The sequence below is a fragment of the Brenneria nigrifluens DSM 30175 = ATCC 13028 genome (assembly GCF_005484965.1).
GTDB lineage: Bacteria > Pseudomonadota > Gammaproteobacteria > Enterobacterales > Enterobacteriaceae > Brenneria > Brenneria nigrifluens.
The window spans coordinates 2,778,160-2,804,815 of the sequence record NZ_CP034036.1 but is presented as its reverse complement, the minus strand read 5'-3'; the positions used below and the strand labels follow the sequence as shown (position 1 = coordinate 2,804,815).

General features: G+C 57.3%; 25 protein-coding genes. 12 read left to right on the top strand and 13 right to left on the bottom strand.

Going from position 1 to position 26,656, the window contains the following annotated elements; translation table 11 throughout:
- Positions 1-19 precede the first annotated feature (19 nt).
- The 7 genes from EH206_RS13150 (at position 20) to rlmC (ending at position 7,453) form a co-directional block, all read left to right on the top strand.
- Positions 20-499: a type III secretion system chaperone family protein gene (locus EH206_RS13150; protein ID WP_009113258.1), complete on the top strand. Its 480-nt coding sequence runs from the start codon at positions 20-22 to the stop codon at positions 497-499.
- 382 nt (positions 500-881) lie between these two features.
- On the top strand, positions 882-1,991 hold the full coding sequence (potF, locus tag EH206_RS13145; RefSeq protein WP_009113257.1) for a spermidine/putrescine ABC transporter substrate-binding protein PotF: 1,110 nt from the start codon (positions 882-884) through the stop codon (positions 1,989-1,991).
- 150 nt (positions 1,992-2,141) lie between these two features.
- The gene (potG, locus tag EH206_RS13140) at positions 2,142-3,275 is read left to right on the top strand and encodes a putrescine ABC transporter ATP-binding subunit PotG (protein WP_009113256.1); all 1,134 of its coding nucleotides are present in this window, start codon (positions 2,142-2,144) and stop codon (positions 3,273-3,275) included.
- A 20-nt stretch (positions 3,276-3,295) separates the two neighbouring features.
- The gene (potH, locus tag EH206_RS13135; RefSeq protein ID WP_232216605.1) at positions 3,296-4,255 is read left to right on the top strand and encodes a putrescine ABC transporter permease PotH; all 960 of its coding nucleotides are present in this window, start codon (positions 3,296-3,298) and stop codon (positions 4,253-4,255) included.
- Positions 4,252-5,097, top strand: coding sequence for a putrescine ABC transporter permease PotI (potI, locus tag EH206_RS13130; protein WP_009113254.1), 846 nt, complete (start codon positions 4,252-4,254; stop codon positions 5,095-5,097). The genes potH and potI overlap by 4 nt, the downstream gene beginning before the upstream one ends.
- A gap of 91 nt (positions 5,098-5,188) precedes the next feature.
- Positions 5,189-5,698: a YbjO family protein gene (locus tag EH206_RS13125; protein ID WP_009113253.1), complete on the top strand. Its 510-nt coding sequence runs from the start codon at positions 5,189-5,191 to the stop codon at positions 5,696-5,698.
- A 615-nt stretch (positions 5,699-6,313) separates the two neighbouring features.
- A complete protein-coding gene (gene rlmC, locus EH206_RS13120; RefSeq protein WP_009113252.1) occupies positions 6,314-7,453 on the top strand; it encodes a 23S rRNA (uracil(747)-C(5))-methyltransferase RlmC in 1,140 nt (379 codons plus the stop codon).
- Positions 7,454-7,515: 62 nt separating this feature from the next.
- On the opposite strand, the gene EH206_RS13115 is transcribed toward rlmC, so the two are convergent.
- From EH206_RS13115 to artP, 5 genes are read right to left on the bottom strand one after another with little or no spacing between them, the layout of a single operon-like run.
- Complete coding sequence (locus tag EH206_RS13115) at positions 7,516-8,247, bottom strand: arginine ABC transporter substrate-binding protein (protein ID WP_009113251.1); 732 nt, start codon at positions 8,245-8,247, stop codon at positions 7,516-7,518.
- A 43-nt stretch (positions 8,248-8,290) separates the two neighbouring features.
- Complete coding sequence (artM, locus tag EH206_RS13110) at positions 8,291-8,959, bottom strand: arginine ABC transporter permease ArtM (protein ID WP_009113250.1); 669 nt, start codon at positions 8,957-8,959, stop codon at positions 8,291-8,293.
- A complete protein-coding gene (artQ, locus tag EH206_RS13105; RefSeq protein ID WP_040343257.1) occupies positions 8,959-9,675 on the bottom strand; it encodes an arginine ABC transporter permease ArtQ in 717 nt (238 codons plus the stop codon). The genes artM and artQ overlap by 1 nt, the downstream gene beginning before the upstream one ends.
- 11 nt (positions 9,676-9,686) lie before the next feature.
- A complete protein-coding gene (artJ, locus tag EH206_RS13100; RefSeq protein ID WP_040343255.1) occupies positions 9,687-10,418 on the bottom strand; it encodes an arginine ABC transporter substrate-binding protein in 732 nt (243 codons plus the stop codon).
- A gap of 20 nt (positions 10,419-10,438) precedes the next feature.
- Complete coding sequence (gene artP / locus EH206_RS13095) at positions 10,439-11,167, bottom strand: arginine ABC transporter ATP-binding protein ArtP (protein WP_168709094.1); 729 nt, start codon at positions 11,165-11,167, stop codon at positions 10,439-10,441.
- Positions 11,168-11,450: 283 nt separating this feature from the next.
- Between artP and EH206_RS13090 the strand changes: the two genes are divergently transcribed.
- The gene (locus tag EH206_RS13090; RefSeq protein WP_009113246.1) at positions 11,451-11,774 is read left to right on the top strand and encodes a heavy metal-binding domain-containing protein; all 324 of its coding nucleotides are present in this window, start codon (positions 11,451-11,453) and stop codon (positions 11,772-11,774) included.
- Positions 11,775-11,822: 48 nt separating this feature from the next.
- Entirely contained in the window at positions 11,823-12,650 is an 828-nt protein-coding gene (locus EH206_RS13085) for an N-acetylmuramoyl-L-alanine amidase (RefSeq protein WP_009113245.1), read from the top strand.
- Positions 12,651-12,698: 48 nt separating this feature from the next.
- Here the strand turns inward: EH206_RS13085 and hcr are convergent, their stop codons facing one another.
- The 3 genes from hcr to EH206_RS13070 form a co-directional block, all read right to left on the bottom strand.
- Positions 12,699-13,706 carry an NADH oxidoreductase gene (hcr, locus tag EH206_RS13080; RefSeq protein ID WP_009113244.1) on the bottom strand — a complete coding sequence of 336 codons (1,008 nt, stop codon included), beginning with the start codon at positions 13,704-13,706 and terminating at the stop codon, positions 12,699-12,701.
- A 13-nt stretch (positions 13,707-13,719) separates the two neighbouring features.
- Positions 13,720-15,372 (bottom strand): hydroxylamine reductase, encoded by a 1,653-nt coding sequence (gene hcp, locus EH206_RS13075; RefSeq protein ID WP_009113243.1) that lies wholly within the window; start codon positions 15,370-15,372, stop codon positions 13,720-13,722.
- 177 nt (positions 15,373-15,549) lie between these two features.
- Complete coding sequence (locus EH206_RS13070) at positions 15,550-16,449, bottom strand: LysO family transporter (protein ID WP_040343251.1); 900 nt, start codon at positions 16,447-16,449, stop codon at positions 15,550-15,552.
- A 174-nt stretch (positions 16,450-16,623) separates the two neighbouring features.
- Here EH206_RS13070 and EH206_RS13065 point away from each other — a divergent pair, with 174 nt between their 5' ends.
- Entirely contained in the window at positions 16,624-18,288 is a 1,665-nt protein-coding gene (locus EH206_RS13065; protein ID WP_009113241.1) for an ATP-dependent endonuclease, read from the top strand.
- 207 nt (positions 18,289-18,495) lie between these two features.
- Here the strand turns inward: EH206_RS13065 and cspD are convergent, their stop codons facing one another.
- Positions 18,496-18,717, bottom strand: a complete 222-nt coding sequence (gene cspD, locus EH206_RS13060) for a cold shock-like protein CspD (RefSeq protein WP_009113240.1) — start codon at positions 18,715-18,717, stop codon at positions 18,496-18,498.
- Positions 18,718-19,061: 344 nt separating this feature from the next.
- On the opposite strand from cspD, the gene clpS reads away from it, so the two are divergent.
- Together clpS and clpA are read left to right on the top strand one after the other, a co-directional pair.
- The gene (clpS, locus tag EH206_RS13055; RefSeq protein WP_009113239.1) at positions 19,062-19,382 is read left to right on the top strand and encodes an ATP-dependent Clp protease adapter ClpS; all 321 of its coding nucleotides are present in this window, start codon (positions 19,062-19,064) and stop codon (positions 19,380-19,382) included.
- A gap of 29 nt (positions 19,383-19,411) precedes the next feature.
- Positions 19,412-21,688 (top strand): ATP-dependent Clp protease ATP-binding subunit ClpA, encoded by a 2,277-nt coding sequence (gene clpA / locus EH206_RS13050; RefSeq protein ID WP_009113238.1) that lies wholly within the window; start codon positions 19,412-19,414, stop codon positions 21,686-21,688.
- 175 nt (positions 21,689-21,863) lie between these two features.
- Here the strand turns inward: clpA and infA are convergent, their stop codons facing one another.
- The 4 genes from infA to cydD form a co-directional block, all read right to left on the bottom strand.
- Positions 21,864-22,082, bottom strand: coding sequence for a translation initiation factor IF-1 (infA, locus tag EH206_RS13045; protein ID WP_002211347.1), 219 nt, complete (start codon positions 22,080-22,082; stop codon positions 21,864-21,866).
- Between the two features lie 116 nt (positions 22,083-22,198).
- Positions 22,199-22,903, bottom strand: coding sequence for a leucyl/phenylalanyl-tRNA--protein transferase (aat, locus tag EH206_RS13040; RefSeq protein ID WP_009113237.1), 705 nt, complete (start codon positions 22,901-22,903; stop codon positions 22,199-22,201).
- 91 nt (positions 22,904-22,994) lie between these two features.
- A complete protein-coding gene (gene cydC / locus EH206_RS13035; protein ID WP_009113236.1) occupies positions 22,995-24,734 on the bottom strand; it encodes a heme ABC transporter ATP-binding protein/permease CydC in 1,740 nt (579 codons plus the stop codon).
- 1 nt (position 24,735) lies between these two features.
- The gene (cydD, locus tag EH206_RS13030) at positions 24,736-26,502 is read right to left on the bottom strand and encodes a heme ABC transporter permease/ATP-binding protein CydD (protein ID WP_009113235.1); all 1,767 of its coding nucleotides are present in this window, start codon (positions 26,500-26,502) and stop codon (positions 24,736-24,738) included.
- Between the last annotated feature and the right edge of the window lie 154 nt (positions 26,503-26,656).

Genomic DNA, 26,656 nt, shown 5'->3' with positions numbered 1-26,656 from the left:
GTCGGTATGAGGCAAAATGATGGATTCACTCATCGTCCCGGATTTGACTATGCTACGGCGGTGGCTGGATCAATTAAATATCGTGTTTTTTGAATGCGACTCCTGTCAGGCGCTGCATTTACCTCACATGCAGAATTTTGACGGGGTATTTGACGCCAAAGTCGATCTGGTGGACAACGTGGTGTTGTTCTCCGCGCTGGCGGAGGTGAAGCCCAGCGCCCTGATCCCGCTGGTTGGCGACCTGAGTCAGATCAACGCCAGCTCCTTGACGGTAAAAGCCTTTATTGACGTGCAGGATGATAATCTGCCGAAGCTGATTGTTTGCCAGTCGTTCAGCGTGGCGGCGGGGATGACGCTGGAACAGTTCAGGCATTTTATGCGGCAGTCCGAAGAGCAAATTTCGATGGTGATTTTAGAGGCCGGGGCCAATAATCTGCTGTTTATCGGTGATGAAGAAGATACCTCTGCTGGCAGGGTAACCACATCGTTCCTTCATTAATGCTATTGCTGTCAACGGCAGCAATCAGTTTCTCTTATTTACGGTTAGCCATCGTTTATTCTGCATTTATAGCTCTATTGCCGAATATTCATCGATGTTTATCGCCAAATGGCCGGACGACATAAATAAAACGTGCATAAATAATCGATAAAAACCATTTTTTAGCTTCGGCTATGGTGTGAGTGATGCAGTGCGGTTATGCTTAATTCCTGTAACAGCCACACGATAGAGTCGTATTTATTTCGGTGTCTACTATGCTGAATCCAGTGCATAGCCATTCATTGATTTTTATCGCGGCCACGCTGGCGCAGGACGAGTTTTGTATCTGACCGGATACAAGTTTACCCCCATAAATTACCCCCTGGCATGGAGGAAGGAACGGATGTTCACCCAACGTAAAAAATTGTTATCGGGTGTTGTTGCCGGCTTGCTGATGGCCGCGTCCGTCACCGCATCTGCGGAACAGAAAACGCTGCATGTTTACAACTGGTCTGACTATATTGCGCCGGATACGCTGCAAAACTTCCAGCAGGAAACGGGCACCAAAGTGGTTTATGACGTGTTTGATTCCAACGAAGTATTGGAAGGCAAACTGATGGCCGGCAGCACCGGATTTGATTTGGTGGTGCCCTCGGCCAGTTTTCTCGAGCGCCAGCTTGCCGCGGGGGTATTCCAGCCATTGGATAAAAGCAGGCTGCCGAATTATAAAAATCTCGATCCCGAGCTGTTGAAACTGATTGCCCAGCACGATCCGGATAACAAGTATGCGCTGCCCTATTTATGGGCGACCACCGGGATCGGCTACAACGTCGATAAAGTCAAAGCCGCGCTGGGCGCGGACGCGCCGCTGGACAGCTGGGATCTGGTGCTGAAGCCGGAAAATCTGGAAAAACTGAAAAGCTGCGGCGTCTCTTTCCTGGATGCGCCCGAGGAGATTTTCGCCACCGTGCTGAACTATCAGGGCAAAGACGCCAACAGCAGCAAGGCGGCGGACTACAACGGGTCGGCGACGGAGCTGTTGTTAAAACTGCGCCCCAGCATTCGCTATTTCCATTCATCCCAATATATCAACGACCTGGCCAACGGCGACATTTGCGTAGCTATCGGTTGGGCCGGTGATGTGATGCAGGCCGCCAACCGCGCCAAAGAAGCGAAAAACGGCGTCAACGTTCATTACAGCATTCCGAAAGAGGGGGCGCTGGCTTTCTTTGACGTATTCGCCGTGCCGGCCGACGCTAAAAATATTGACGCCGCCTATGAGTTTTTGAATTACCTGCTGAAGCCGGACGTTATCGCCAATATCAGCAACCATGTGTATTATGCCAGCGCCAATAAAGAAGCGGTGCCGTTGGTCAACGAAGAGATTCGTAACGATCCCGGCATCTATCCGCCCGCGGACGTACGCGCCAAACTGTTTACGCTCAAGGTGCAATCGCCACAGATTGACCGTACCCGTACTCGTGCATGGACCAAGGTAAAAAGCGGTAAGTAAAGGTTTTTTATCCTGGTGTTACGATAACAGACAGGCGGTTGATCCGCCTGTCTGTTCTATATATGCGTCACCGACTCGCTCTGCGTCAAAGCCATATACTGGCGTGACCGGGCGGTGACCTGTTCTGCTTTTGCCGGAGAGCAATGCGAAGTGAATGAAGCGATTCCCCGTCCCCAGCCCAAGCCCCAAAAAGCGGTAACGCCGTTGCTGGAAGTGCGTAACCTGACCAAATCGTTCGACGGGCAGGCCGCCGTCGATGATGTCAGCCTGACTATTTACAAAGGCGAGATATTCGCCCTGCTGGGCGCCTCCGGCTGCGGCAAGTCCACGCTGCTGCGTATGCTGGCGGGTTTCGAACACCCCACCCAGGGGCAGATAGTTCTGGATGGGCAGGATCTTTCGCTGGTTCCGCCCTACCAGCGCCCAATCAACATGATGTTTCAGTCGTATGCGCTTTTTCCGCATATGACGGTGGAAAAGAATATCGCTTTCGGTCTGAAGCAGGACCGCCTGTCCCGTTCCGAGATCAAGGAGCGCGTGGAGGAAATGCTGGCGCTGGTGCATATGCAGGAGTTCGCCAACCGCAAACCGCATCAGCTTTCCGGCGGCCAGCGGCAGCGGGTGGCGCTGGCCCGCAGCCTGGCGAAGCGCCCCAAGCTGCTGCTGCTGGATGAGCCGATGGGGGCGCTGGATAAAAAACTGCGCGACCGTATGCAGCTTGAGGTGGTCGATATTCTGGAACGCGTCGGCGTGACCTGCGTCATGGTGACGCACGATCAGGAGGAAGCCATGACGATGGCGGGCCGCATCGCCATTATGAACCGCGGCAAATTCGTGCAGATCGGCGAACCGGAAGAGATATACGAACACCCCAACACCCGCTTCAGCGCCGAATTTATCGGCTCCGTCAATATGTTTGAAGGGGTGCTGACCGAGCGCCGGGATGACGCCCTGATTATACGTAGTCCGGGGCTGGTGCATCCGTTGAAGGTGGATTCGGACGTCTCGGTGGTGGACGGCGTGCCGGTCTATATCGCCCTGCGGCCGGAAAAGATCGTGCTTTGTGACGAGGTGCCGGCCGACGGCTGTAATTTTGCCGTCGGGGAAGTGGTGCACATCGCCTATCTGGGTGATTTATCGATTTACCACGTCCGACTGAACAGCGGGCAGATTATCAGCGCGCAGTTGCAGAACGCCTACCGCTACCGCAAGGGCGCGCCCACCTGGGGCGACGAAGTGCGGTTGTGCTGGGACGCCGACAGCTGCGTCGTGTTGACGGTGTAGCGAGGAAAAACCCAATGACAATGTTTCCCGAACACCGCACCGCGGCGTCGCCGCGGCAGGAAAGGGGGCGCTTGGCCATGCTGATGGCGCGTTGGCGCCAGGATCACGGACGTAAGCTGGTTATCGCGCTGCCCTATTTTTGGCTGCTGCTGCTGTTTCTGCTGCCGTTCCTGATTGTTTTCAAGATCAGCCTGGCGGAAATGGCGCGCGCCGTGCCCCCCTACACCGACCTGGTGACCTGGGTGGATGACAGGCTGGATATTTCGTTAAATCTGGCGAACTACCTGCACCTGCTGGGCGACCCGCTGTACGTCGAGGCCTATCTGCAATCTTTGCAGGTGGCGGCGGTGTCGACCCTGTGCTGCCTGCTGATTGGCTATCCGCTGGCCTGGGCCGTGGCGCACAGCCGGCCTTCCACCCGTAATATCCTGCTGTTGCTGGTGATTCTGCCCTCCTGGACATCGTTTCTTATCCGCGTCTATGCCTGGATGGGGATCCTGAAAAACAACGGTATTCTTAACAATTTCCTGCTGTGGCTGGGAGTTATCGATCAGCCGCTGGTGATCCTGCATACCAATCTGGCGGTATATATCGGCGTGGTGTACTCCTATCTGCCCTTTATGGTGTTGCCGATCTATACCGCGCTGACCCGGCTGGACTACTCGCTGGTGGAAGCCTCCCTTGATTTGGGGGCGCGGCCGCTGAAAACCTTTTTCAGCGTTATCGTGCCGCTGACCAAGGGCGGGGTTATCGCCGGTTCGATGCTGGTATTTATCCCCACCGTGGGCGAGTACGTGATCCCTGAACTGCTGGGCGGCCCGGACAGCATTATGATTGGCCGTATCCTGTGGCAGGAATTCTTTAACAATCGAGACTGGCCGGTTGCTTCGGCCGTGGCGATTATCATGCTGCTGTTGTTGATTATGCCGATTATCTGGTTCCACAAACATCAGAGCAAAGCGGCGGAGGGGGAAGCATGAACAATCTGCCGGTGGTGCGCTCACCGTGGCGCATCGTGATTCTGGTGCTGTGCTTTACGTTTCTGTATGCGCCGATGCTGATGCTGGTGATCTACTCCTTCAACAGTTCCAAACTGGTAACGGTATGGGCGGGGTGGTCGACGCGCTGGTATGTCGAGCTGTTTCATAATTCCGCCATGATTAGCGCCGTGGCCCTCAGCCTGACGATCGCCGCGGCTTCCGCCACCATGGCCGTGGTGCTGGGTACGTTGGCGGCGCTGGTGATGGTGCGCTTTGGCAGTTTTCGCGGCTCAAACGGCTTTGCGTTTATGCTGACCGCGCCCTTGGTGATGCCGGACGTGATCACCGGGCTTTCCCTGCTGCTGCTGTTTGTGGCGCTGGGGCACGCCATCGGCTGGCCCACGGAGCGCGGAATGCTCACCATCTGGCTGGCGCATGTGACATTCTGCACCGCTTATGTCACGGTAGTGATTAGCGCGCGCCTGCGGGAGCTGGACCGATCCATCGAAGAGGCGGCGATGGATCTGGGCGCCACGCCGTTAAAAGTCTTCTTTATCATTACGGTGCCGATGATTGCCCCGGCGTTGATCTCCGGCTGGCTGCTGGCGTTTACCCTGTCGCTGGACGATCTGGTGATCGCCAGCTTCGTCGCCGGGCCGGGTTCCACCACGCTGCCGATGCTGGTCTTCTCCAGCGTAAGGATGGGGGTTAATCCGCAGATTAACGCGCTGGCTTCTTTGATACTCTTGGTGGTAGGGATTATTGGCTTTATCGCCTGGTGGTTTATGGCCCGGGCTGAGAAGCAACGCCAGCGCGATATGCAAAAAGCGCGGCGAGCTTGATTCGTCGCCGGTCGTGCTTTATGCGCCTTGAGTGAACGACAACGCCGCCATCTTCTGGTGGCGTTGTCGTTCTGTATGGACGAGAGGGTAAATGCGGTACAGGAAAAAGGAGATCGCCCAGCGAAAAGCCTATGCGCCGGTCCCGGTTATGGTGGCGGGCATCGCTATTATCGCCACCCGTTTGCTGGGCGTGTTGCTGTTGGCCTGGGAACCGGGCCTGAGCGAACTGGGGGGATGGATAGGCAGCAGCGCCCAGTCATGGGACGCTACGCTGGTTTTGCTGTTGTCCCTGGTGATTGTTTGCGCCGAGGTGCGCTGCGGATTTGCGGTGCTGACGGGGGCCAACTGGGGGCGCTGGGGATACGTTATCTGCCAGTGCCTGGTGGCGCTGTATATGCTGCTGGCGTCGGTGAGCGAGTATTTCCCGGCGATATTTCATATCTCCGGCGATAGCCATACAGCGGTGCTGCATCAGCTGTTATTACAGAAAATACCGGATTTGCTGGTGATTTTTCTGCTGTTTTTTCCGCGCCGCAGCCGGCGGTTTTTTACTCGTCTCATCCCTGAGACTCGCCCTGCGGGGCGCGGCAAAGGGCGATAAAAATGCTCTCTACACATTTGGGAAAAGATCTCTGTGAGCGTAGTGAGGGTTTCGTGCGCACTTACCTCAGTTGATTTCTACAACCGTAGCAGCACGCGCCCGACACGGGGGGCTTGTTTGTATCTTTGTATTTAACATACTGATATTAAAGAACTCAGTATTTACATCGTTCACCCTATGGCGTAAGAAATTACGCTGAGGTGGACGACCCCGCGAATGAGCAGCATGGATGCTGCTCAAGCCAGTGCCGCGTCGGGAACGCGTCACTGGCGGTTCGGAAAAGGGGGCGACCGCCGAAGGCACCGCGTTAGCGGCGTGATTTCAGCCACAAGCCCGGGTCCGTAGGGTGGTGGCGTTTGAACCACCCTGCGTCGGGCGCGTGCTACGATGTAGCAAAGAAATGGCGGCTTTATCGCGCACGAAATATTCTCCGGCGTTACATATTTCAATTTCTGGGGATTTCCCAGGTCCCGACGTTTTTTTACTCGTTTCATCCATAAGACTCGCCCTTTAGGCCGCCGCAAGCGACATTTTTTTACCGCGGCGGAAATAACGGCGCGGCGGTGGTACAATCCGCGCCATTCTGTTTTCACTCTTAATCGTTAGATTCTCTCTATGCATTGTGCGCAGTACAGCGCGGGAACCTGCCGTTCCTGCCAGTGGCTGGGAAAAGGCTATCCACAGCAGTTGGCCGACAAACAGCAACACCTTGCCGATTTGCTCCGCTCACGCGCGGTTCAGCAATGGCTGCCGGTTCGCCCTTCGGCGCCGTCCGCGTTTCGCAACAAGGCGAAAATGGTGGTCAGCGGCAGCGTTGAGCGGCCGCTGCTGGGGATGTTGCATCGTGACGGGACGGCGGTCGATCTGTGTGACTGCCCGCTCTACCCGGATAGCTTCGCGCCGGTATTTGCGGCGCTAAAAATATTTATCGCCAGGGCAGGGCTGACCCCCTATAACGTCGCCCGCCGGCGCGGAGAGTTAAAGTACCTGCTGCTGACGGAAAGCGTTTCGCGCGGCGCCTTTATGCTGCGCTTTGTGCTGCGTTCGGAAACCAAGCTCGCCCAGCTGCGCGCGGCGTTACCCTGGCTGCAACGGCAGTTGCCCCGGCTTGAGGTGATTTCAGCCAATATTCAGCCGGTGCATCAGGCGATTATGGAAGGAAAAACGGAAATCATCCTCAGCGAAGCGGCGACGCTGGCGGAACGGTTCAACCAGGTGCCGCTGTACATCCGGCCGCAAAGTTTTTTCCAGACCAACCCGCAGGTGGCCGGCGCGCTCTATGCCGCGGCCCGCGCCTGGGTGGCGGAGCTGGATATTCGCAGCATGTGGGATCTGTTCTGCGGCGTGGGGGGCTTCGGCCTGCACTGCGCCACGCCGCAGATGCGGCTGACCGGCATCGAGATCAGCGCCGAAGCCATCGCCTGCGCGCGCCTGTCCGCCGCACAGCTGGGATTGACGCAGGTGGAGTTTCAGGCGCTGGATTCGACGCAGTTCGCCACCGCCCGGGAGCAGATCCCGGATCTGGTGCTGGTGAATCCGCCGCGCCGCGGGATAGGCGCGGAGCTGTGCGCCTACCTGAGCCGTATGGCGCCGCACTATATTCTTTACTCCAGCTGTAACGCCGCCAGCATGGCGCAGGATCTGGATAAGTTGAAAAACTATCGCGTGGCGCGCGTGCAGCTATTCGATATGTTTCCGCATACCGCGCATTACGAAGTGTTGACGCTATTGCAAAGAGAAGACGCGGCCGATTAGCGCGACGTTTAAGGCACTGCGCGGCGCCGTTAAGCGCCGCGCGGGTAAAGCAGGGGGCGGTTTTACTGCGGGAACCACTTATCGTTGATGGCCTGATAGGTGCCGTCCGCTTTAATGGCGTCCAGCGCCTTATTCAGCTTTTCCAGCAGGGCCTGGTCGTTGGGACGAACGGCGATGCCCAGCCCCGTGCCGAAGTATTCGCGATCGGTCACGTGCTCGCCGACCGTTGTCAAATCCGGGTTGGTTTTAATCCACTCATTCACCACGGCGGTATCGCCGAACACGCCGTCAATACGACCATTTTTCAGATCCAGCACCGCATTCTGATAGCTGTCGTAAGAGACGGTCCGCACTTCCGGGTGCTTGTCATGCATATATTTTTGATGCGTGGTGCCGTTCTCCATTCCGATGCGTTTGCCCTGCAACGCGGCGAAATCGCTGAATTTTCCTTTTTGGGCGATCACCACGGCCGAGTTGGCATAGTAGGGCTGGGTAAACGCCACCTGCTTGCTGCGCTCGGGGGTAATGTCCATCCCTGAAATCACCGCGTCATAGCGGCGGAATTTCAGCGCGGGGATCAGGCTGTCGAAAGCCTGATTGCTAAAAGTGCAGGTGGCCTGCATCTGCTTGCACAGCGCTTTCGCCAGATCAATATCGAAACCGACGATGTCGTTATTGGCGTCCAGCGATTCAAACGGCGGATAGGTTGCGGATGAGGCGAAGCGGATGGTATCCGCGGCCATGGCGCCGCATGTCATCCCGGCCAGTAAGGCGGCGAGCAATAATTTTTTCATCTACGTACTCCAGTCTGTGCGGATGTTATTGGGATATTCAAGGCTAGTTGCGTCGTTCAAACGCCAGCGCGCGCCGTTCAATCAGACGCATCAGCAAGGTCAGCAATCCGTTGACGCAGAGATAGATAATCCCCGCCGCGCCGAAAACCATCACGTCGTAAGTGCGGCCGTACATCAACTGGCTGTACCCCATGACTTCCATCAGGGTGATGGTGTAAGCCAGAGAGGTGCTTTTAAACACCAGCACCACTTCATTCGAATAGGATGAAAGCGCGCGTTTAAAGGCGAAGGGCAACAGGATGCGCAGCGTCTGTTTCCGCGACATGCCCAGCGCCGCGCAGGACTGCCACTGGCCGGCGGGAATGGCTTTTACCGCGCCATAAAACAGCTGGGTGGTATAGGCGGCGCTGTTGAGCGCCAGGGCGATCATGGCGCACAGCCACGACTGAGACAGCAGGTGCCATAACCAGGGAATTTGCTGAATGGCGCTGAACTGGCCGGGCCCGTAGTAGATCAGGAAGATCTGCACCAGCAGCGGCGTGCCGGTAAACAGGGTGATATAACCTTTCGCCAGCGTCGATATCACCGGCGTTTTCAACGTCAGCACCACGGTCAGCAGCAGTGACAGCCCCAGGGAGACGATAAGCGCCGCCACGGTGAGCGTCAGGCTGGTATGCAGGCCTTTAAGCAGCTCAGGCAGATAAGCGAGCATCAGGAAGGCCTCCGTTCAAAACGCGTGGTTCTTAGTTCAATCCGTTTCAGAACGTACTGGCTGAACAGGGTGATCACCAGATAAATGGCGGCGGCGATGACGTACCAGGTAAAGGGTTCCTGCGTCCGCGTGGCGATGCTTTTGGTTTGCAGCATCAGGTCATTGACGCTGATCAGCGAAACCAGCGCGGTGTCCTTCAGCAGTACCAGCCACTGGTTGCCCAGCCCCGGCAGGGCGTGACGCCACATCTGCGGCATAATCAGGCGGATAAAGATAGCCGACTTGCTTAACCCCAGCGCCTGGCCGGACTCCCATTGCCCCTGCGGCACGGCTTTCAGCGCGCCGCGCAGCGTTTGCGAGGCGTAGGCGGCATACAGCAGCGCCAGTGCGATCACGCCGCACAGAAACGGGCTGACTTCAAACATCTCGATATCCGCTTGCACCGGGATCTGCACCAGATACAGATTCAGGGTAAAGCCGTCCGCCAGCATCAGCAGCAGTTGGGAGGAGCCAAAATAGATAAACAGCACCACCAGAATTTCCGGCAGGCCGCGTAGTAGCGTTACCAGCGCGGTGCCGCACCAGCCGACCGCTTTCCAGCGGGCGGCTTCCCAGATGGCGAACAGCATGGCGAGGACAAGCCCCAGCGCCAGCGCGCAAACGGCAAGGCCGACGGTCATCCCGGCGGCGCCTGCAAGAGGGTGAAATTCAATCATTGAGAGTCAGATTACTGCTGGAACCATTTTTGATAGATGGTCTGATAAGTACCATCCTGCTTGATTTTGCTGAGCGCGTCGTTGAATTTCTTCAACAGTTCATCGTTATTCTGACGAACCGCAATCCCCAGACCGACGCCGAAATAGCCTTTATCCGTCACCGGTTGACCGACCGCGGACAGGTTTTCATTCTGTTTCAGCCACTCGTTCACCACCGCGGTATCGCCGAATACCGCGTCCAGTCGACCGTTTTTAAGGTCCAGCACCGCATTCTGATAGCTGTCGTAAGGCACGGTGGTAATTTCGCTGTGCTTATCCATCAGGTATTTCTGGTGGGTGGTGCCGTTTTGTACGCCGACGCGTTTCCCTTGCAGCGCGCCAACGTCGGCGATTTTGCCTTTATGGGCAATAAACAGCGCCGAATTGTCATAATAGGGGTGGGTGAAAGCGACCTGTTTCTGCCGTTCCGGGGTGATATCCATTCCGGCGATAACCGCTTCAAAACGACGGAATTTCAGTCCCGGGATCAGGCTGTCGAATGCCTGGTTGCTGAAAGTGCAGGTAGCCTGTATCTCTTTGCACAGCGCATTGGCCAGATCGATATCAAAGCCCTGAATGTTATTGCCGGCGTCAACGAACTCGAACGGAGGGTAAGAAGCTTCGGTGGCGAAACGGATGGTTTCCGCCGCGCCGGCGGAAACGCTGGCGCCGGCGAATAATAGTGCGACGATCGCTTTTTTCATCATGGTTTTCCTGAAATTAATCAATGTGATAAATAGCTGGCGAATGCTGACGTCCGCGGCTGGGCAAAATGAGCGGCATCCCCTTGCTCCACAATACGTCCGTTCTCCATATATACCACTCTGCTGGCCGTTTTCCGCGCGAACTCCACCTCATGGGTGACGATTACCTGGGTAATGCCGGTTTGCGTCAGCTCATGGATGATGCTCACTACCTGAGCGGTAATTTCCGGGTCCAGCGCGGCGGTGGGTTCATCGAATAACAGTACCTGCGGTTCCATCATCAGCGCACGGGCGATGGCGACACGCTGTTGCTGTCCGCCGGAGAGATGAAGGGGATAGCGATCGGCGAAATCATTTAAACGCAACCGGGTGAGCAGCTTGTCGGCACGGGCTTTGGCCTGATCTTTATTCAGCCCGAGCACGCGGCAGGGGGCTTCGATCAGGTTTTGCGCCACCGTCAGATGGGGCCAGAGGTTATATTGCTGAAAAACGATGCCCACGTTCTGACGCAGTTCGCGAATGGCGGCGTCGCCGGGGGCATGGGCGAAATCAAACTGATTGCCCGCAATCGCCAGCTTACCGGAACTCGGCATTTCCAGCAGGTTCAGGACGCGCAGCAGGGAACTTTTCCCCGCGCCGCTCGGCCCAAGCAAAACCAGGGTTTCGCCCGCCGGACAGGTCAGTGTAATGTCGAACAACGCCTGGTATGCGCCGTAGAAGCAGTTAATGCCGTTTAGTTGAATACTCATGCGTAAGAATTGAATAGCCATTGATGCCGCGAATGTTAACGTCGGCAGAATACTTATGCAATCGCCGCGGGTTAAAATTTGCTGATAAGCGAATTATTGCTTAAATAATAGCATAAAACACTGGCTTGACGGTGAGCGGAGCGGGTTTGTCGGGGAGGAAATAAGCCGCGCGGATAATTAGCGCGCGGCAAGCATGGAAGCGGACTATTTTAATCCCGCAGTTGCCCTGTAACAGAGCGGTGATATAGGGTATTACGTCTATCAACAGTTCAAGGAGTCCACCATGCATTTGTCCACCACCCCGAATCTGGAAGGTTTTACCATTACGGAATACTGCGGCGTCGTCACCGGGGAAGCCATCCTCGGCGCCAACATTTTCCGTGACTTCTTTGCCGGCATTCGCGACATCGTGGGCGGACGCTCCGGCGCTTATGAAAAAGAATTGCGCAAGGCAAGGCAGATTGCGTTTAAAGAGTTGCAGCAACAGGCGGCGGATTTGGGCGCCAATGCCGTGGTCGGGATTGATATCGACTATGAAACCGTGGGTAAAGACAGCAGCATGCTGATGGTGTCCGTCAGCGGGACCGCGGTAAAAGTCGGTCGCTAGTCACTGTTTAATCACTTCATACGGAAAACCGACGCTCGTCGGAACATCATGACCAAATGCATCGCTATGCTGATGTTGCTATTGCTGGCCGGGTGCCAGTCTGCCTCCTCCCTGAAGGATTTCGGGCGCTATAAAGTCGATGCGGCGCACCGGGCGCAGGCGCAGGAGTCGCGCATCCGTTTTCTGGTGATCCACTATACGGCGGAGGATTTTCCCACCTCGCTGAGCACGCTGACGGACGAACACGTCAGCGCGCATTATCTTATTCCCGCGCATCCGCCCCTTGACCGGGGTAAGCCGGTGGTGTGGCAACTGGTGGCGGAATCGCAGGCGGCATGGCACGCCGGCGCCAGCGGCTGGCGCGGATTCACGCGTCTTAATAATTCGTCGATCGGTATCGAGCTGGAGAACGCCGGCTACCGGCGTACGCTGACCGGGGTAAAATGGACGCCGTTTCCCGCGGCGCAAATCGCCGTGCTGAGCGATATGGCCCGGCAGATCGTCGAGCGCTATGGGATAGCGCCGCAGAACGTGGTGGCCCACAGCGATATCGCCCCGCTGCGCAAGCAGGATCCCGGACCGCTGTTTCCCTGGGAACAGCTGGCGCGGGCGGGCATCGGCGCCTGGCCGGAGGCGGAGCGGGTGAGGTTCCATCTTGACGGCCGCGACCCCGCCCGGCCGGTTGATGCCGACCGCCTGTTGGCGAAGCTGGTGCGCTACGGCTACCAGGTGCGCGATGATATGAGCGCTCGGCAGAAGCGGCAGGTTATCGCCGCCTTTCAGATGCACTTCCGTCCGCGGGATTACCGGGGAGAGGCGGATACGCAGACGGAAGCCATCGCCGACGCCCTGCTGGAGAAGTACGCCGCGCCGTGAACGATAACGGCTGTGGTGACGCCGCCTTGATCGGCGGCGCGCATTGTATCACGCCAGCACGGTATCCCCCTGTAACCGGCAGCTACAGGCCAGCACGTAGCCCTGGGCGATCTCCTCCGGGGTCAGGGTCATGGTGCTGTCGGTGTGGTAGTCGCCGGAGAGAATGCGGGTTTTGCAGCTTCCGCATACGCCCGCGCGGCAGGCGGCTGGCACCGGCGCCTTATTGGCCTCCAGCGCCGCCAGCAGGCTGACGCCCACCGGAACGCGCAGTTTTTGCCACGGGCGGCTGATGGTGAGCGTAAGCTGGTCGCCGTCGTCATCCGGGGCGCCGTCAGCCACATGGAACTGCTCTTTAAAGAAGCGCTGCGCCGGCACGCCGCACTGCCGACAGAACTTCTCTACCTGCTTCATATAGGGCGCCGGACCGCAGGTCATCAGGGTGCGGCCGGCGATATCCGGCGCCAGTTCCAATAGCAGCTCGTAGGTAATCCGCCCGGCGAGAAAACCCGGCGCCGCATCCTCTTCCGCCATCAGCGTCAGTTGCAGACGGTCGGGGTAACGCCGCGCCAGTTCCCGCCACTCGTCGGCAAAAATAACCTGCTGCGGATTGCGCACGTTAAAAATCACCCGCAGGTCGCTGTGCGGTCGATTGGCGAGCAGCCAGCGGCACATCGACATTATGGGGGTGACGCCGCAGCCCGCGGCCATCATCAGATAACGTTCGCCGGCGGCGCGCGCGCAGGTAAATTCTCCCTGCGCATCCGACAGCCACAGATAATCACCCGGTTTCAGCTTTTGCGTCAGCCAGCGCGAACCGAGCCCCTTATCCAGCCGGCGCACCGTCAGGGTGATAAAGCAGCTAAGCCCAGGCGATGACGAGAGCGTATAGGCCCGCAGCGTTTCAGGACTGTCGGCGATGCTCACCAGGGCATACTGGCCGGGCTGATACGGATAAAAATCGTGATTAATCAGCGCTATTGTCCAAACATCAGGGGTTTCCTGAATGATCGAATGCACTTGCATACGGTTGGGACAAAGTGGTGTCGGCATGGTCATGACATCATCTCCCTCAGGCGGCCAGAATGGCGTTCATATCCTGTTCGACCGTGGTGATGGCGCGCATGCCGAACTTCTCATTCAGGATCGCCAGCAGATTTTCGGTCAGGAACCCCGGCGCCGTCGGACCGGTATAAATATTCTTCACGCCGAGGGACAGCAGGGTCAGCAGGATGACGATAGCCTTCTGTTCAAACCACGACAGCACCAGGCTGAGAGGTAGATCGTTGACGCCGCAGCCCAGTTTCTCCGCCAGTTTGACCGCCAGAATAATGGCGGAGTAAGCGTCGTTGCACTGGCCCACGTCCAGTAAACGCGGCAGACCTTCCAGGGTGCCGAAATCCAGCTTGTTGAAACGGTATTTACCGCAGGCCAGCGTCATAATCAGGCAGTCGTCGGGAACCTTGACGGTAAAGTCGGTAAAATAGCTGCGCTCCGCGCGGCTGCCGTCGCAACCGCCCACCAAAAAGACGTGTCGAAGTTTCTTTTGGGCGACCAGGTCGATAACGGTATCGGCGGCGCTCAGCAGGGTTTCCCGGCCGAAACCGACGGTAATCAGATGTTCGATCTCGCTGTAAGGGAACCCTGCCAGCCGCTGCGCCTGGGCGATAACCGGGCTGAAATCATCCCCTTCCAGATGGTTGACGCCCGGCCAGCCGACTATGCTGCGCGTCCAGATGCGATCGCCGTAGTTGCCGACATTGGGATCGATAATGCAGTTGGACGTCATGACGATGGCGCCGGGAAACTTGGCGAACTCCGTTTGCTGGTTCTGCCAGCCGCTGCCGTAGTTGCCGACCAGATGTTTGAATTTTTGCAGTTCGGGATAACCGTGCGCCGGCAGCATTTCGCCGTGGGTGTAGATATTGATGCCGCTGCCTGCGGTCTGTTCCAGCAGCATACGCAAATCTTTCAGGTCATGGCCGGAGATCAGAATGGCTTTACCGGCGACGGGGCGCACGTTAACGGCGGTCGGCTGCGGATGACCGTAAGCCTCGGTTTCGCCGCGATCGAGGATCGCCATAACGTTAAAGTTCATCGCGCCGATGCCCATAGCATTGTTCAGCAGGGTATCGACGTCGGTGGGTTGCGTGCCCAGCCAGGCCATAAGGGAATGATATTGCGTATAAATACTCTCATCATACTGGCCGAGAACGTGCGCATGCTCCATATAGGCGGCGGCGCCTTTCAGGCCGTATAGGCACAGCATGCGCAGACCGTGAACGTCGTCGCCCACGGCGCTTTTGTCATGATCCAGCGCGAAGTCGGCCGCCTGGCGCAACAGCGTCGGCATATCGTCGCCGGCCAGTTGTAGTTCCGCCAGGGGATGGGTGAGGGCAACGCCCGCTTCCAGCAGACGGCAGCGCGTTGCCAGCGACTGACGCAGCGCGATGGCTTCCCGGGCGTAGCCGATAATCCGCTGCGAGTCGAAGTTGACGTTGGTCAGCGTGGAGAAAAAGGCGCGCGGGGCGAAGCTGTCGATATCATGATCGACGATACCCAGCTCGCGGGCTTGCAGCGCCCAGGCCGACAGCCCTTGCAATACGGCGACCAGCAGGTCTTGCAGATCGGAGGTTTCCGCGCTTTTACCACACATGCCCTGCGCGTAAGAGCAGCCATTGCCAGCCGGGGTACGGATGGTTTGTTCACATTGCACACAAAACATAATTACTTCCTTTTTAAAGTTGCATTTTAAATGCTTGTTTTGAAGCATAGAGGGAAGCGCCATGAGGAAAAAGGCTTTTTTAACCCAACGTCAGGTAAAGTTGATTTAGCGCAATTTTGACTGCGGGCAATGAAAATGACTCTCAATCACTGCCCGCAAAGGGAGAGGCAAAAGCGACTATGCGGAAAAAAACGCCATCAGGATCGGCGCGGCCAGGCTCAGCAGAAAACCGTGCACGACGGCCGCCGGCACCATATCCACCCCCGCGCTGCGCTGTAATACCGGCAAAGTGAAATCCATCGAGGTGGCGCCGCATAATCCCAGGGCGCAGGCGCGGTTGCGCTGGATCAGCGCCGGGATCAGCATAATGGCCAGCAGTTCACGGGTCAGATCGTTAAAAAAGGCCGCGCTGCCGATAACCGGGCCTAACGCGTCGGTCAGCAGGATACCGGACAACGAGTACCAGCCATAGCCGGAGGCCATCGCCAGACCGGTTTTCAGCGGCAAATCCAGCGCCCAGGCCGCCAGCGCGCCGCCGGCAAGCGCGCTGACGCCGACCACCAGCGCGACCATCATGCCGCGTCGATTCAATACAATCTGGCGCAGCGTCATGCCGCTGTTGCGCAGCTGTATTCCCACCAGAAACAGCAACAGTATCAGCGCGTACTCGCTGCCCTGACTGGCATGGCTCAGGCCGGACCACTGGGTTAACCCCAGCAGAAACCCGCTGAATACCACGCCGCACAGCCCGAGCGAGTCCAGGATCATATGCAGCCGGGAAGGGAGCGCTTGCCGTTGGTAGGCGCCACGCCATGGATAGCGTTTTTCCAGTAACCACAGCGCCGCAATATTCGCCGCGACAATGCACAGGGTGCAGACGACGGCATAGCGAAAAATCAGCAGCAGATTGCTGCCGAGATCATCCAGAAACGCCAGGCTGATGCCCATCAGAAACAGAATGATATACACCATCCAGCTCAGCAGACGGTTAATTGATCGTAATACTTTTTTGGCGCGCAGCGGCACCAGATAGCCCAGCATAAGCGGCAATAAAATAATTAATAACCCTGAATACATCACAGAATAGAGGTCCTTAGGAAGAAAAGCCGGTCATTGGAGGGGAAAGTGACATAATCTATTAAAATTAAACAAATTATCATCGTGAGTAAAGTCTTGTCTGGCGGCCTGCCGCAGGCAGCGGCGGGTGTTATTATTAAGTCTGGTTCGGCAAGGCGAAAACAGGAGACGTGGATGTATCTGGAAAGCGTAGAGATTCTGGGGTTCCGGGGGATTAACCGGCTGTCGCTGACGCTGGAAGATAATACCGTGCTGATCGGCGAGAACGCCTGGGGCAAGTCCAGCCTGCTGGACGCGCTGTCTCTGCTGCTGGCGCCGACGCTGCCGCTGTATCATTTCGACAGAGAGGATTTTCATTTTACGCCGGGTGATGAAACCAGCCGCGAGCGCCACCTGCAGGTTATCTTCACGTTCTGTGAAGCGGCGCCCGGACGCCATCTGGCTCCGCGTTACCGCACGCTTGAGCGAGTATGGGTGGAAGGCGCGGGATCGCGGAAGCGGATTTTTTACCGCCTGGAAGGCGAGGTCGACGAAAGCGAGTCGGTCTTTACCTGGCGCAGCTTTCTTGATGCCGAAGGGCACCCGATACCGCTAAGCGATATCGACGAACTGGCCCGCGAAGTGATCCGCTTGCACCCGGTGTTGCGTCTGCGGGATGCCAGGTTTATGCGCCGTCTGCGTTCGGGAACCCTGGCCGTCGCCGCGAACAACGGTAATGAAAAACTGGCGCGGCAGTTTGAACAGCTAATGAGCGAACTGGCGCAAAACCCGCAGAAATTGACCGACAAGGAACTGCGGCAAGGGTTGGCTGCGATGCGTCAATTGCTTGAGCACTATTTTTCCGAACAAAACGCCACGCTGAATGAGCGGCGGCATCATCGCCATGAACGGGCGCATAACGGTAAATCCTGGCGCGCGCTGGACAATATCAACCGTCTTATCGCCGATTCGAACAACCGCAGTCGGCGGATTATCCTGCTGGAACTCTTTACCACGCTATTACAGGCCAAAGGCGCGGTGACGCTGGACCCGCATTCCCTTCCCCTGTTATTAATCGAAGATCCGGAAACGCGCCTGCATCCGATCATGCTGTCGGTAGCGTGGGGGTTGCTGATGCAGTTGCCGTTGCAGAAAGTTACCACCACCAATTCGGGGGAACTGTTGTCGCTGGTGCCGATGGAGCAGGTTTGCCGTCTGGTGCGCGAATCATCACGCGTGGCGACCTATCGCATCGGCCGACAGGAGATGAGCGCGGAGGACAGCCGGCGTATTGCCTTCCATATTCGTTTTAATCGCCCTTCGTCGCTGTTTGCCCGCTGTTGGCTGCTGGTGGAGGGGGAAACCGAAGTCTGGATGCTGAATGAGCTGGCCCGGCAGTGCGGTCATCACTTTGCCGCCGAAGGCGTTAAAGTCATTGAGTTTGCCCAGTCGGGGCTGCGGCCGTTGCTGAAATTCGCTCAGCGCATGGGCATTGAATGGCATGTGCTGGCCGATGGCGACGACGCCGGGAAAAAGTATGCCGCCACGGCGCAAAGCCTGCTGGCGAGGCAGGGAGAAAGAGCGCGCGACCACTTGACCGTCTTGCCGGCGCTGGATATGGAACATTATATGTACCGCGCGGGATTCGCCCATGTCTATCACCGGGTGGCGCAACTGCCGGAAAAAGTGCCGTTATCCATGCATAAAATCATTATGAAAGCGATTCATCGATCGTCGAAGCCGGACCTGGCCATTGAAGTGGCGATGGAAGCCGCAAGCATGGGCGACGACGCCATACCGCCATTGATTCGCGGTATGTTTTCCCGGGTGCTGTGGCTGGCGCGCGGGCGCGCCGATTAACGGTTGAACTACCGGCGGCTGCATGCCGGTTCAACCGCCGCGCGTCGGAAAAGAGAGCGGGGAGGCGCCTGAGGCTTGATTTATTTTTTAGCGCCCCAAACTTGATTTCAAGGCGGTAAAGATAAAATGCCGGTCGAACGATCAGACCAGCATTTTTGTACTAACCTGAATAAAAATCGAAATTTTTTAGTTAAGGCTTAGTGTTTATCAGGCGACAGTTTCGCTGACCAGGGGCACGATCAGACTTGCATGATTACCTTTCGGTCCTTGATGAACGTCGAACCTGACAACCTGTCCAGCCTTTAGCGTTCGGTATCCGTCCATTTGAATTGTCGAGTAGTGAGCGAAGATATCTTCACCGCCCCCTTCAGGACAGATAAAACCGAAACCCTTGGCATTATTGAACCATTTAACAGTACCCGTCTCCATGCTGGACATCCTTCGCAAGAGTATTTTTTTAAGTAAGGTGAGGTTATTTGGTTAAAGTGAATACGAATTGATTAAAACCTCATCAATTCAACACTACACTGTAGTGAAATCGATCCCGGCGTCAAGCGATCCACATTTTAGCGCCGGGTCTTTGTGTCAAAGTTTGATGCAGATAACGCTATTGCCGGCTTTGATTCAGCGTTGCGTAGTGAATTCGAGGGATCGGAGACACTAGACCGCGCTTTCTGGCAACGATTTTGGTCCCCGGATGGTAAAACAAAAACCAGACGTGCTACTGTAAATACAGTTCGCTCCGGTGATATTCAGATGACGTTGGACAGATAATGGGAAACGATAAAACGTGGTCGCAATCAGAGAGTCTGACCGCCGATCAACATAAAGAAAAACTGCAACCGCCATCGATGTATAAAGTGTTATTGAACAACGATGATTACACGCCGATGGAATTTGTTATTGACGTTCTGCAAAAGTTCTTTTCTTATGATATTGAACGTGCAACGCAACTGATGCTGACGGTTCATTATCAGGGAAAGGCGTTATGCGGCGTGTTCAGCGCCGAAGTGGCTGAAACCAAAGTTGTACAGGTAAACCGTTACGCCAGAGAAAATGAGCACCCGCTGCTCTGTACGCTGGAAAAAGCCTGAAGTCAGGCAATTCATTGGGGGAGGGGCATATGCTCAATCAAGAACTGGAACTCAGTCTCAACATGGCTTTCGCCAGAGCGCGTGAGCACCGACACGAGTTTATGACCGTGGAGCATTTGCTGTTGGCTCTGCTCAGTAATCCGGCCGCACGTGAAGCACTGGAAGCCTGCACGGTGGATTTGACCGCGCTGCGCCAGGAACTGGAAACCTTTATTGAACAGACCACGCCAACGCTGCCGCAAAGCGACGATGAGCGTGAAACGCAGCCGACGCTGAGTTTCCAGCGCGTGTTGCAGCGGGCGGTTTTTCACGTTCAGTCATCGGGGCGCAGCGAAGTTTCAGGGGCGAACGTGCTGGTCGCCATTTTCAGCGAACAGGAGTCTCAGGCGGCGTACCTGCTGCGCAAGCATGACGTCAGCCGTCTGGACGTGGTGAATTTTATTTCGCACGGGACGCGTAAAGAAGAGTCCGGGCAGGCGCCAAACCCGGAGAATCCTGTCAATGAAGAGCAGGCCGGAGGGGAAGACCGTATGGAAAACTTCACCACCAATCTGAACCAGCTGGCGCGCGTTGGCGGCATCGACCCGCTTATCGGCCGGGACAGAGAGCTGGAGCGCACCATTCAGGTATTGTGCCGGCGGCGTAAAAATAACCCTTTGCTGGTGGGGGAATCCGGCGTCGGCAAAACGGCGATCGCCGAAGGGCTGGCCTGGCGGATTGTGCAGGGCGACGTGCCGGAGGTGATGGCGGACTGCACGCTCTATTCGCTGGACATCGGTTCTCTGCTGGCCGGAACGAAATATCGCGGCGATTTTGAAAAACGCTTCAAGGCGCTGTTGAAACAGCTGGAACAGGATAAGAACAGCATCCTCTTTATTGATGAAATTCATACTATTATTGGTGCGGGTGCCGCCTCCGGCGGTCAGGTCGACGCGGCCAACCTGATCAAACCGCTGCTATCCAGCGGCAAGATCCGCGTTATCGGTTCCACCACCTATCAGGAATTCAGCAATATTTTTGAAAAGGATCGGGCGCTGGCGCGACGTTTCCAGAAAATCGATATCACTGAACCGAGCGTGGAAGAAACGGTACAGATCATCAACGGCCTGAAGCCGAAGTATGAAGCCCATCATGACGTACGCTATACGGCGAAAGCGGTGCGCGCGGCGGTGGAACTGGCGGTGAAATACATCAACGACCGCCATCTGCCCGACAAGGCGATTGACGTGATTGACGAAGCCGGCGCCCGCAGCCGTCTGGTGCCGGTCAGTAAGCGCAAGAAAACGGTCAATGTGGCGGATATCGAATCCGTGGTGGCGCGTATCGCCCGTATTCCGGAAAAAACGGTGTCGTCCAGCGATCGCGACGTGCTGAAAAACCTGAGCGAGCGCCTGAAGATGCTGGTGTTCGGTCAGGACAAGGCGATTGAAGCGCTGTCGGAATCCATCAAAATGAGCCGCGCCGGATTGGGGCAGGATCGCAAGCCTATCGGTTCCTTCCTGTTTGCCGGGCCGACCGGGGTGGGTAAAACGGAGGTCACGCTGCAGCTGGCGAAGGCGCTGGATATCGAGCTGCTGCGTTTCGATATGTCCGAGTACATGGAGCGCCACACCGTCAGCCGTTTGATCGGCGCGCCTCCTGGCTATGTCGGCTACGATCAGGGCGGCCTGCTGACCGACGCGGTGATTAAGCATCCGCACTCGGTGCTGCTGCTGGATGAAATCGAGAAGGCGCACCCCGATGTGTTTAACCTGCTGCTGCAGGTGATGGATAACGGCACCCTGACGGATAACAACGGCCGCAAAGCCGACTTCCGCAACGTGATCGTGGTGATGACCACCAACGCCGGCGTGCGGGAAACCCAGCGTAACTCTATCGGCATTATCCAGCAGGATAACAGCACCGATGCGATGGAAGAGATCAAGAAAGTGTTTACGCCGGAGTTCCGTAACCGTCTCGACGGCATTATCTGGTTCAACCATCTCTCTACGGACGTTATTCAGCAGGTGGTGGATAAATTCATCGTTGAGTTGCAGGCGCAGCTGGATGCGAAGGGCGTATCGCTGGAAGTCAGCGACGAAGCTCGCGATTGGCTGGCAACCAAAGGCTATGATAAAGCCATGGGGGCCCGTCCGATGGCGAGGGTTATGCAGGAAAACCTCAAGAAACCGCTGGCCAACGAACTGCTGTTCGGCTTGCTGGTCGACGGCGGCTCGGTCAAGGTTGAACTGGATAAGGAGACGCAGCAGCTGACCTACGGTTTCCAGAGCGCGCAGAAGCATAAAGCGGAAGGCGCCGTCCATTAGGCAACCCCCTCCGACCTCCCCCTTGTCAGGGGGAGGAGCTAAAAGGGTGATGCGCAGGCATCACCCTTTTTTACGAATTACCGCCCCAAACGCAAAAGCCCTTGCCGGTAACGGAAAGGGCTGGCAGAGGTGGAACATCCTCGGATATCGCTGCGGTCAGCGACGGGTGAACCGGTTAACGGCTGCGGAAGACAATGCGGCCTTTGCTCAGGTCGTACGGGGTCAGCTCTACAGTGACTTTGTCACCCGTCAGGATGCGGATATAGTTTTTACGCATTTTACCGGAGATATGAGCGGTAACCACGTGCCCGTTTTCCAATTCAACGCGGAACATGGTATTGGGCAGCGTATCAAGCACGGTGCCTTGCATTTCAATATTGTCTTCTTTGGCCATCGAATCCTCTAGGTGTGACTACCTTTGTTTTTAACCGGCAAGATAATGCCGAAAAACCCGCATTATGTAAAGAAGCGTTGGTAAACCGGGTATTATTTATCAACGGCAGCTATCTATCACGGCATCGGCTGAGCCAGCGTTTGCGGCCGCCAACAGCCATCGGCCACCGGATTGTCCCGCAGTTGGAAAAGCAATTGCAAAAAACGATCGCGGGGAATTTCACACACTCCTAATGAAGCGGTATGGGCGTTCAGTACCTGGCAGTCGATCAGGTAACCACCGTGACGGATAAAATGTTGCTGGAATGTCAGCAACGCATATTTGGATGCATTGTCGGTGCGGCTGAACATCGACTCGCCGCAAAACAATCCGCCTTGCGCAACGCCATACAACCCGCCGACAAGCGTGCCATTCTGCCACACTTCGACGGAATGTGCTTGTCCTGACTGATGAAGTGCGCCATAAGCCAGAATAATTTCCGCGCTGATCCAGGTTCCGCCTCCGCGTTCATCGGCACAGGAGGCGATCACTTCATCAAATGCGTGGTTGATGGTGACCTGAAAATCGTGCTTACGCAGAAATCTCCGCATGCTGCGGCTGAGATGAAATCCCTCCGGAAACAGCACCGCCCGCGGGTTGGGCGACCACCATAAAATGGACTCGCCGGGCGAATACCAGGGAAATATCCCGTGCCGATACGCCGCGCCGAGGCGTTCAACCGAAAGATCGCCCCCTATCGCCAATAAGCCGTTTGGCTCGTCCAGAGCATTAATCGGATCGGGGAAGAGCAGTGAGTCGGGGGAGAGTTGATACAGTCGCATAATATCCCGTATTACCTGAAAGTAGCTCCCCGCTGGCGCGGGGATAACGGCGCTGGCAACACCTTGTCGGCAACCTGCTGTTCAATAATCATTAAACATGCTGGTGAAATTGCCAGTAACGCCCCTGCCGCGCCATCAACGCCTGATGGCTTCCCTGTTCGATGATCCGGCCGCCATCCATCACGCAAATGCGATCCATCGATGCCAGCTCATACAGCCGATGGGTGATCACTATCAGCGTTTTGCCGCCACAGTGCCGACGCAGCAACTGCAAAATACGCCGTTCGGTTTCCGCATCCAATCCTTCGGTCGGCTCGTCCAGCAATACCAGCGGGGCCGGGTGCAGCAAGGCTCGCGCCAGGCCGATGCGGCGCTGTTCGCCGCCGGAGAGCTGACGCCCGCCTTCGCCGAACCAGGCGTTCAGCCCTTCATTCTCCAGCAGCTTATCCAGACCGACCTGTTGTAACACTGTAACCAGTTGCTCATCGCCGGCGTCGGGCGCGGCCAGCAGCAGATTATCGCGCAGCGTGGCGCTAAAAATATGTACGCGCTGCGGCACCACGCTCATCATGCCGCGCAGTTCATCCTCACGCCAGGAAGCGAGCGGAAATCCGTTCAGCGTTATCTCCCCCTCGCCGCAGTCCCACGCGCGGGTAAGCAGTTGCAGCAGGGTGGATTTGCCGCATCCGGTACGCCCGAGCAGGGCCAGATGCTCGCCGGCACGGATATTGAGCGAGATATCGCTCAGTACCGGCAAGGGCTGGTCGGGGTAGGTAAAGCCGACGCGGGTTAAATCCAGCGCCGCCGTCGGCGCCGTGGACGGTCCCCGATCCGGAAAGATCACCTCGGCCGGCTGGCGGATAATCTGATCGACCCGCGCGGCGGAGGCGATAACCTGTCCCATATGCTGGAACGCCCCGGCCACCGGCGCCAGCGCTTCAAAGGCGGCCAGAGCGGCGAAGACGAATAGGGCAATCAGCGCGCCGGGCCGGGTATCGCCGCCGATGCCCGCCGCGGCCAGCCATAACATCAGGGTGACCGTCAGTCCGCTGCATAAAATCATCAGCGCCTGAGACAGTCCGGTGAGATTGGCCTGCTGCCGCTGACGCGTCAGCCAGCGCGTTTCCAACTGCGCCAGCCGCTGACGCGCCGCCGCCAGCGCGCCGAAGACGGTCAATTCCGCCTGCCCCTGTAGCCAGGTAGTCAACTGGATGCGATATTGCGCCCGTAACGCCGTCAGATCCTCTCCGATGCGCCGTCCGGCCCGATAAAACGCCACCGGCAACAGCAGTAACAGCGTCAGCATAATGGCGCATAATGTCAGCGCCAGCGACGGGTCCAGCCAGCTTAGTCCGTAGGTGACGATCAGAATAACCAGCAGGGCGCCGACCATCGGCGAAATAACGCGCAGGTATAAATGGTCGAGCGTATCCACATCGGCCACCAGCCGGTTCAGCAGCTCCGCCTGGCGAAACCGGGCGATAGCGCCGGGAGAGAGCGGCAGAATACGCGCAAAGGTAAATACGCGCAGCTGTTGCAGCACGCGGAATGTGGCGTCGTGGCTGACCAGCCTTTCCGCATAGCGGCCCGCGGTGCGGGTAATCGCCGCGCCTCTGACGCCCGCCGCCGGCAGCATATAGTTAAAGGTGTATAATCCGGCGACGCCCGCCAGCGCAGCGGCGGCCAGAAACCACCCGGACAGCGCCAGCAGCCCGATGCTGGCCAGCAGCGTCGCAATGGCTAAAATGATGCCCAGACTCAGGCGCCAGATATGGCGCCGATAGAGGCGCAGAAAGGGTTTTAACACCTGTAGCGTTGTTATTCGGGACATCTTATAGCTCTCCCTGACGTTGCGCCATCAGTTGCGCAAAGGCGCCGGATTGCGCGCTGAGCGTGCGGTAATCCCCCTGTTGCACCAACCGACCCTGATGCATCACCCATATGGCGTCGTAATCAAGCGTGTCGTTCAACTGATGGGTGACCAGCAGCGAGGTCTGCCGACGGGATGCGGCGTTTAACGCCGCCATGACCCGCTGCTCGCTGTGCGCATCCAGGCTGGCGGCGGGTTCGTCGAGCAGCAGCAGTCCGCACGGATTGATTAACGCCCGGGCAAGCGCCACTCGCTGCGCCTGTCCCACGGAGAGACGCGCCGCGCCGTCGCCGATGGGCGTATCCAGCCCCTGCGGCAGCTGAGGCAGAAATTCATGCACGTGCGCCCGCTCAACGGCGCGCTGCAACTCATTATCGGTCGCCTGCGGTTTCCCCAGTAAAATATTGGCCCGCAGGCTGTGTTCCGGCAGATGGGGGTTTTGACCCACCCAGCTTAACCGGCGGCGCCATGACGCGGGCGACAGCGTATTCAGCTCGATATCGTTAACGGTAAGGGAGCCGCGATAGGGCAGGAAACCAAGCAGCGCATTCAGCAGCGAGCTTTTACCCGCGCCGCTGACGCCCACCACGGCGATACGCTTGCCCGCCGCCACGCTGAACGTCAGCGGCTGGGTCAGCGGGGTGCCGTCGGGCGCCAGAATGACCAGATCGGCCGCCTGGATGGCGATGGCACCTTGGTCGATGAATTCACGCTCGCCGCCGCCCACGCTTTCGCCTTGCGCCGTCAGAAAGGCCACCAGCGATTCCGCCGCGCCGACGGCCTGGGCCTTGGCGTGATAAAAGGTGCCGAGATCGCGCAGCGGCTGAAAGAATTCAGGCGCCAGAATCAGTACCAGGAAGCCGGCGAATAGCGTCACGCCCGCGCCGTAATGGCCGAAATTGAGTTCTCCCAGATAAGAGAAGCCAAAGTAAACCGCCACCACGGCGATGGAAATAGAGGCGAAAAATTCCAGTACCCCGGAGGAAAGGAAGGCCATGCGCAACACTTCCATGGTGCGGCGGCGAAAATCCTCGGACGCCTTGCTGATTTGGTCGGTTTCCGCACGGCCGCGATTAAACAGGCGCAGGGTTTCCAGTCCGCGCAGGCGATCGAGAAAATGTCCGCTCAGGCGCGCCAGCGCCAGAAAATTACGCCGATTGGCGTCTGCCGCTCCCATGCCGACCAGCGCCATAAACAGCGGGATCAGGGGGGCGGTCAGCAACAGAATAAGACCCGCCGCCCAGTTAATCGGGAAGATGGCGATCAGAATAAGCAGCGGGATCAGCGCGGCCAGATACATCTGAGGAAGATAGCGGGAATAGTAGTCCTGCATATCTTCAACCTGTTCCAGAATGATGGTCGCCCAGCTTCCGGCCGGTTTCCCCTGAATCCAGGCCGGGCCCAACTGCTGTAGCCTGTCCAGCACCAGCTTACGGATTTGCTGGCGCACCGCCTGTCCGCACAGAAAACCCACGCGCTCCCGCAGCAGGCTGTTCAACGCCCGCAGCACAAAGGCGGCGATCAGCAGCAGAAACGGCGCGAGCAAGGCTTCGCGCGGCGTATGATCGATGATCAAGGCGTGCAGCAGGGCGGCCAGCAGCCATGCCTGCGCCACAATCAGTACCCCGCTGAGGAAACCGAGCAGCAGTGAAAGCCTTAGCCAGCGCTGCGCCCGTTTGCTTTGTTGCTTCAGCCAATGCGTGAGTTCTTGCTGTCTGGTTTGTTTCATCAGATACCAGGCCGTAATGTGTAAGGAGGGGGGCGATGGAAAATAACGCTGGCATAACCGGTGGTTAACAATATGCTTTTCCCATGCTCAGAATGCCGACATGTTACCGCGGCGGGAGCAGGGTGCAAACGATAAAGGCGGGGCACGATCAATT

What these genes read in the sequence shown, in the direction of transcription:
- EH206_RS13150 (WP_009113258.1), top strand. Translation starts at nt 20, where the DNA reads ATGGATTCACTCATCGTCCCGGATTTGACTATGCTACGGCGGTGGCTG.
- potF (WP_009113257.1), top strand. Translation starts at nt 882, where the DNA reads ATGTTCACCCAACGTAAAAAATTGTTATCGGGTGTTGTTGCCGGCTTG.
- potH (WP_232216605.1), top strand. Translation starts at nt 3,296, where the DNA reads ATGTTTCCCGAACACCGCACCGCGGCGTCGCCGCGGCAGGAAAGGGGG.
- potI (WP_009113254.1), top strand. Translation starts at nt 4,252, where the DNA reads ATGAACAATCTGCCGGTGGTGCGCTCACCGTGGCGCATCGTGATTCTG.
- EH206_RS13125 (WP_009113253.1), top strand. Translation starts at nt 5,189, where the DNA reads ATGCGGTACAGGAAAAAGGAGATCGCCCAGCGAAAAGCCTATGCGCCG.
- rlmC (WP_009113252.1), top strand. Translation starts at nt 6,314, where the DNA reads ATGCATTGTGCGCAGTACAGCGCGGGAACCTGCCGTTCCTGCCAGTGG.
- EH206_RS13115 (WP_009113251.1), bottom strand. Translation starts at nt 8,247, where the DNA reads ATGAAAAAATTATTGCTCGCCGCCTTACTGGCCGGGATGACATGCGGC.
- artM (WP_009113250.1), bottom strand. Translation starts at nt 8,959, where the DNA reads ATGCTCGCTTATCTGCCTGAGCTGCTTAAAGGCCTGCATACCAGCCTG.
- artQ (WP_040343257.1), bottom strand. Translation starts at nt 9,675, where the DNA reads ATGATTGAATTTCACCCTCTTGCAGGCGCCGCCGGGATGACCGTCGGC.
- artJ (WP_040343255.1), bottom strand. Translation starts at nt 10,418, where the DNA reads ATGAAAAAAGCGATCGTCGCACTATTATTCGCCGGCGCCAGCGTTTCC.
- artP (WP_168709094.1), bottom strand. Translation starts at nt 11,167, where the DNA reads ATGAGTATTCAACTAAACGGCATTAACTGCTTCTACGGCGCATACCAG.
- EH206_RS13090 (WP_009113246.1), top strand. Translation starts at nt 11,451, where the DNA reads ATGCATTTGTCCACCACCCCGAATCTGGAAGGTTTTACCATTACGGAA.
- EH206_RS13085 (WP_009113245.1), top strand. Translation starts at nt 11,823, where the DNA reads ATGACCAAATGCATCGCTATGCTGATGTTGCTATTGCTGGCCGGGTGC.
- hcr (WP_009113244.1), bottom strand. Translation starts at nt 13,706, where the DNA reads ATGACCATGCCGACACCACTTTGTCCCAACCGTATGCAAGTGCATTCG.
- hcp (WP_009113243.1), bottom strand. Translation starts at nt 15,372, where the DNA reads ATGTTTTGTGTGCAATGTGAACAAACCATCCGTACCCCGGCTGGCAAT.
- EH206_RS13070 (WP_040343251.1), bottom strand. Translation starts at nt 16,449, where the DNA reads ATGTATTCAGGGTTATTAATTATTTTATTGCCGCTTATGCTGGGCTAT.
- EH206_RS13065 (WP_009113241.1), top strand. Translation starts at nt 16,624, where the DNA reads ATGTATCTGGAAAGCGTAGAGATTCTGGGGTTCCGGGGGATTAACCGG.
- cspD (WP_009113240.1), bottom strand. Translation starts at nt 18,717, where the DNA reads ATGGAGACGGGTACTGTTAAATGGTTCAATAATGCCAAGGGTTTCGGT.
- clpS (WP_009113239.1), top strand. Translation starts at nt 19,062, where the DNA reads ATGGGAAACGATAAAACGTGGTCGCAATCAGAGAGTCTGACCGCCGAT.
- clpA (WP_009113238.1), top strand. Translation starts at nt 19,412, where the DNA reads ATGCTCAATCAAGAACTGGAACTCAGTCTCAACATGGCTTTCGCCAGA.
- infA (WP_002211347.1), bottom strand. Translation starts at nt 22,082, where the DNA reads ATGGCCAAAGAAGACAATATTGAAATGCAAGGCACCGTGCTTGATACG.
- aat (WP_009113237.1), bottom strand. Translation starts at nt 22,903, where the DNA reads ATGCGACTGTATCAACTCTCCCCCGACTCACTGCTCTTCCCCGATCCG.
- cydC (WP_009113236.1), bottom strand. Translation starts at nt 24,734, where the DNA reads ATGTCCCGAATAACAACGCTACAGGTGTTAAAACCCTTTCTGCGCCTC.
- cydD (WP_009113235.1), bottom strand. Translation starts at nt 26,502, where the DNA reads ATGAAACAAACCAGACAGCAAGAACTCACGCATTGGCTGAAGCAACAA.